5 protein-coding genes and 1 other RNA gene are annotated in these 4,404 nt (G+C 37.9%); all 6 read right to left on the reverse strand.

Features of this window, described 5'->3' with window-relative positions:
- Positions 1 to 336 precede the first annotated feature (336 nt).
- Complete coding sequence (locus BK137_RS21530; RefSeq protein ID WP_038181008.1) at positions 337 to 615, reverse strand: pro-sigmaK processing inhibitor BofA family protein; 279 nt, start codon at positions 613 to 615, stop codon at positions 337 to 339.
- A gap of 59 nt (positions 616 to 674) precedes the next feature.
- Positions 675 to 890 carry a YaaL family protein gene (locus tag BK137_RS21535; RefSeq protein WP_081730036.1) on the reverse strand — a complete coding sequence of 72 codons (216 nt, stop codon included), beginning with the start codon at positions 888 to 890 and terminating at the stop codon, positions 675 to 677.
- A gap of 17 nt (positions 891 to 907) precedes the next feature.
- Positions 908 to 1,504 (reverse strand): recombination mediator RecR, encoded by a 597-nt coding sequence (gene recR, locus BK137_RS21540; RefSeq protein WP_038181014.1) that lies wholly within the window; start codon positions 1,502 to 1,504, stop codon positions 908 to 910.
- An 11-nt stretch (positions 1,505 to 1,515) separates the two neighbouring features.
- Positions 1,516 to 1,836: a YbaB/EbfC family nucleoid-associated protein gene (locus tag BK137_RS21545; protein ID WP_038181016.1), complete on the reverse strand. Its 321-nt coding sequence runs from the start codon at positions 1,834 to 1,836 to the stop codon at positions 1,516 to 1,518.
- A gap of 29 nt (positions 1,837 to 1,865) precedes the next feature.
- The gene (gene dnaX / locus BK137_RS21550; protein WP_038181018.1) at positions 1,866 to 3,647 is read right to left on the reverse strand and encodes a DNA polymerase III subunit gamma/tau; all 1,782 of its coding nucleotides are present in this window, start codon (positions 3,645 to 3,647) and stop codon (positions 1,866 to 1,868) included.
- A 145-nt stretch (positions 3,648 to 3,792) separates the two neighbouring features.
- An RNA gene (ffs, locus tag BK137_RS21555) (signal recognition particle sRNA large type) lies at positions 3,793 to 4,059 on the reverse strand.
- Positions 4,060 to 4,404 lie beyond the last annotated feature (345 nt).

Consider the following 4,404-nt stretch of genomic DNA (forward strand, 5'->3'; position numbering starts at 1 on the left):
CTATTTTTGTTTTGATCCACCAACAGAGTTGATGTTCAAAAACATTTATTGATTAACGTCTTGCATGTTCAGTTTTCAAGGTTCATTGTATTCGGTCGATGTCTAGTCGACTTTTAATATTATATCAGGATAACATTTCGTTGTCAATAACTTTTAAAAATTTCTTTTTTAGTTACCGTCCTGACAAGTTGCTTAGTTTTAGTAGCAACCTTTATATTATATCAACTTCACTTCTCGTTGTCAACAACTTTTTAAGATTGTTTTTTTAGTTGATCTGTTACTTAAATTAGCAACTTAACTAATATAACACGCTTTATAAGCGTGCGCAAGTGTTTTTCAAAAAAAGTTATAGTAGATTGAAATTGCTAATACAGAGGCTACTCCTGGTATACCTAATAGTGCAACCAACAAGCTAGAGAAAAAGTTAATAGGAACAAACAATCCTGCAAAACCTAATAAATAGTGTAGTGCGAACAGTAGTACAAAAGAAAATGCTATACGAAACCAAAAAATTGATAGCCACTCAATTGCTTTACCCCAATGCTTTCTTGTTCTCATTAATAGGAAGAAAAAAAACAACACCCCTACGAAACCAACAATCGGTTTCCACATCATATATATCCCACTCCTTTTATGATAGTAGTGAAATATATGATTGGGATGCTGTTTTTAATTCATTTTCTTAATAAGATTTTTCGAATACGCGCTTCTTTAAATAGATAGAAGTGTTTACTTTCAGCAATTTTACGCTGCGCGATTGTATCTAGATCATAATCATCTAGTAAACCTTCAATCTCTTGCGTCTGCTGCCAGTCTTCTTTGGTTTCTCTCATTAGAACCACTAACTTCTCATCAAATTCTTGACGTAGCTTTTGTTTACGAAAAAACATCATGTTCGCCCCTTACTTTACAGTTCACGTCTTCCTTCTAACGCTTTTGATAAAGTTACTTCATCAGCATATTCCAAATCGCCACCTACAGGTAAACCGTGAGCTATACGAGTTGTACGTATACCCGATGGTTTTACTAGGCGCGAAATGTACATTGCAGTAGCTTCACCTTCTATAGTAGGGTTTGTAGCTAAAATTAATTCCTGTACTTGATCATCTTGTAATCTTTTCAACAATGTAGGTACATTAATATCTTCCGGGCCAATACCGTCCATTGGCGAGATTGCACCATGAAGCACGTGATATAAGCCGTGATAGTCACGCATTTTTTCCATGGCTATCACATCTTTAGGATCTTGAACAACACAGATCGTTGAAGCATCACGCTGTTTATCCTGACAAATATGACATGGATCCACATCAGTAATATGACCACAAACTGAACAATAAGTTAAGTTACGTTTAGCATCAACTAATGCTTTTGCAAATGATAGGACAGTATCTTCCTTCATTGTTAACACAAAAAACGCCAGTCGAGCCGCGGTTTTCGGCCCGATACCTGGCAATTTCATAAAACTATCAATTAATTTTGATATCGGTTCAGGATAATGCATATCAATTCCTCCTAGAACATGCCGGGAAGGTTCATACCTTTCGTGAATTGTCCCATTGTAGCATTTGTAGTTTCGTCTACTTTTTTAATCGCTTCGTTTGTAGCGATGATAATTAGATCTTGTAACATTTCGATATCTTCTGGATCTACTACTGATTCATCAAGAATTACGTCAGTCACTTTCTTCTCACCAGATATAACTACTTTCACCATACCACCACCAGCTACACCTTCAAATACCTGAACAGCTAGTTCTTCTTGAGCTTCCATCATTTTCTTTTGCATTTTTTGCATTTGTTTCATCATGTTATTCATATTTCCCATACCACGCATATTAGTTTCCTCCTCAAAATAATTAAAATTCACTCTTCTAGTATTTCTACAAAACCTTTACCAAAAAGCTCCTCTGCTTTTGCGACAAGCGGATCCTCTGAAGGAATTCGCTCCTCTACAAAAAGAGGTTCTGTCATTTCGTTTACATTATCTGCAGGTGTTTCTTCTAATGAATGCACCTGTTTGTCCAGACCATGCTGACGAATGAAGTCTGCACGTATTTTCAGCCAATTATCCTCGGGCACTACTACAATTTCATAGGCCACACCTGTTAATGGTTGTAAGATTGTAGACATCGCTGAAAATGTACCATTATTAGTACCTATCGTGCAATAAACTCCCTGCTTTAATTTTAACACAAACGCATTAGAAGATGCTGCCACAGGTTCAGCGTCTTCCAAAAGTGCTGATTGCGATTTTTGAAGTTGGTTTAGCACATCAGACCACGCTGATTTTATCATTTGCAAATCTTTTTTCGTTGCTACTTTAAGTACCTCTTGGATACGACCAACATTAATTTTCATACCACTATCCACTTTTGGTCGTTGTCGTTGTTGAGCAGGTGCTGCATTACGTTGCTGTTGGCCACCTTGTTGAAGTTGCAGAACAATTTGTTCTAAAGAGGCAATTTTCGATTCAAGGTCTGCAACGTTAGGTGATTCGCCGGTAGATTGCGTCATCATTGGACTATTTTCTTGAATAGTGCCTTGAGTGATGGGTTGACCTGGAGCGAATTGCGCCATTTTCAGTAAAGCAGTCTCTAAGTAAATTTTGGAATGATGTGAAAAACGCATTTCTTGTTGCGTCTTCGAAAGGATATCAACATATCCATATAACGTATCCGTTGTAAATTGGTTGGCTAAAGTTTTGAACTTTTCATCTGACGAGGCAAGCTCAAGTAGATCCTCTAAATCAGGGGCTGTTTGAATTAGTAATAGGTCACGGAAAAATGTGATGAGATCTTCTGATAGACGCACCGCATCTTTTCCTTCACTTATTAATTTTTCTAAAAGCGCTAATACTTGTGCAATATCTTTATCTCCTAATGCTTTTGCTAAATCATAGAAGACTTCCTGACTTATAGACCCTGTCACGAATAGAGCATCCTCTAGCGTTAACTTGTCCCCACTGAAAGATACAACTTGATCCAACATACTCAATGCGTCTCGCATACCTCCGGCAGCAGATTGAGCGATGACCTTCAACGCTTGCTCATCATATTGTAGTTCTATATCTTCTAAAACGATTTTCATACGTTCCAATAAATCAATAGAAGAAAGTCGTTTAAAATCGAATCTTTGACAACGTGAAATAATAGTCGCTGGCAGCTTATGCGGCTCCGTCGTTGCCAATATAAATACAACATGCGCAGGCGGTTCTTCTAAAGTTTTAAGTAGAGCATTAAATGCACTTGTAGATAACATATGGACTTCATCGATGATATACACCTTAAATCGGGCACTTGCAGGTGCAAAACGTACTTTTTCAATAATCTCACGCATTTCCTCCACGCGAGAGTTAGATGCAGCATCAAATTCAATGACATCAGGATGTGACCCATTTGTGATACTAATGCACGTTGCACATGTATTACACGGTTCTTCAGTTGGTGCATGCTCACAATTTAATGCTTTTGCAAATATTTTCGCTGTACTTGTTTTCCCTGTACCACGAGGTCCAGAGAATAAATAAGCATGCGTAGTTTTATTGGCAAGGAGAGCATTTTGGAGGGTCCGTTTAACATGCGACTGTCCTGACATTTCTCTGAATGATTGCGGGCGATACACACGATAAAAAGCTTGATACGTCAACGTTTCCCTCTCCTTTTTTGCCGATTATTTGAATGTATTTATTATACCATAAGAGCGCTTATTAAAGCCGCTCGATACCTTTAGATAAAATAAAAAACTCATTCGCCGAAAACGACGAATGAGTTTGAAATTTGCACGATAAATGCCGTGCACCTTCCTTCGACAGCCGTACATAAGCGTTACTTTTGTCGTTAGCTCTGATTAGGCAACCCTACGGCACATGCGATAAGCCGCTTAATGCTGCTTCCTTCCGGACCTGACATGGTTCGCGGGTACGCATTGCGTAGGACCCAATCGTCAACACTACGTGCAAAAGGCAGACCAAACATACGGACAGCCTTAGAAAAGGACTTCAGTCTCGCTAGAGCGGATTGCGAGTTATAGGACACCGCTACCTTCCCACCTAGCACGGCATCTATTAGTATACGAAGAATAATGAAAAAAATCAATATAAAAGCATGAAACGAAATATTACAATTAACAAAAGAATAGTCCTAAGATCGATTAATATCTTATTTCAAGCGATTTTTCACCTTCTAATTAAAATACTTTTCACTTTAAAAAACTCTGTAAAATAGACCTTTTAAATATTAATTTAATTTTTTTATTAAAAAGTGTTGACGAGATATTTAATACATGATAAAGTATTACTTGTCAGAAAGACAACAACATACTTTCTTCGGAGGAATACCCAAGTCTGGCTGAAGGGATCGGTCTTGAAAACCGACAGGCGGGTCATACCGCGCGGGGGTTCGAA

Origin of the sequence: Viridibacillus arenosi (genome assembly GCF_001955655.1) — a bacterium.
Lineage (GTDB): Bacteria > Bacillota > Bacilli > Bacillales_A > Planococcaceae > Viridibacillus > Viridibacillus arenosi.

Excerpts from the sequence above, each read along its gene's own strand:
- BK137_RS21535 (WP_081730036.1), bottom strand. The coding sequence starts at position 890 with ATGTTTTTTCGTAAACAAAAGCTACGTCAAGAATTTGATGAGAAGTTA.
- recR (WP_038181014.1), bottom strand. The coding sequence starts at position 1,504 with ATGCATTATCCTGAACCGATATCAAAATTAATTGATAGTTTTATGAAA.
- BK137_RS21530 (WP_038181008.1), bottom strand. The coding sequence starts at position 615 with ATGATGTGGAAACCGATTGTTGGTTTCGTAGGGGTGTTGTTTTTTTTC.
- BK137_RS21545 (WP_038181016.1), bottom strand. The coding sequence starts at position 1,836 with ATGCGTGGTATGGGAAATATGAATAACATGATGAAACAAATGCAAAAA.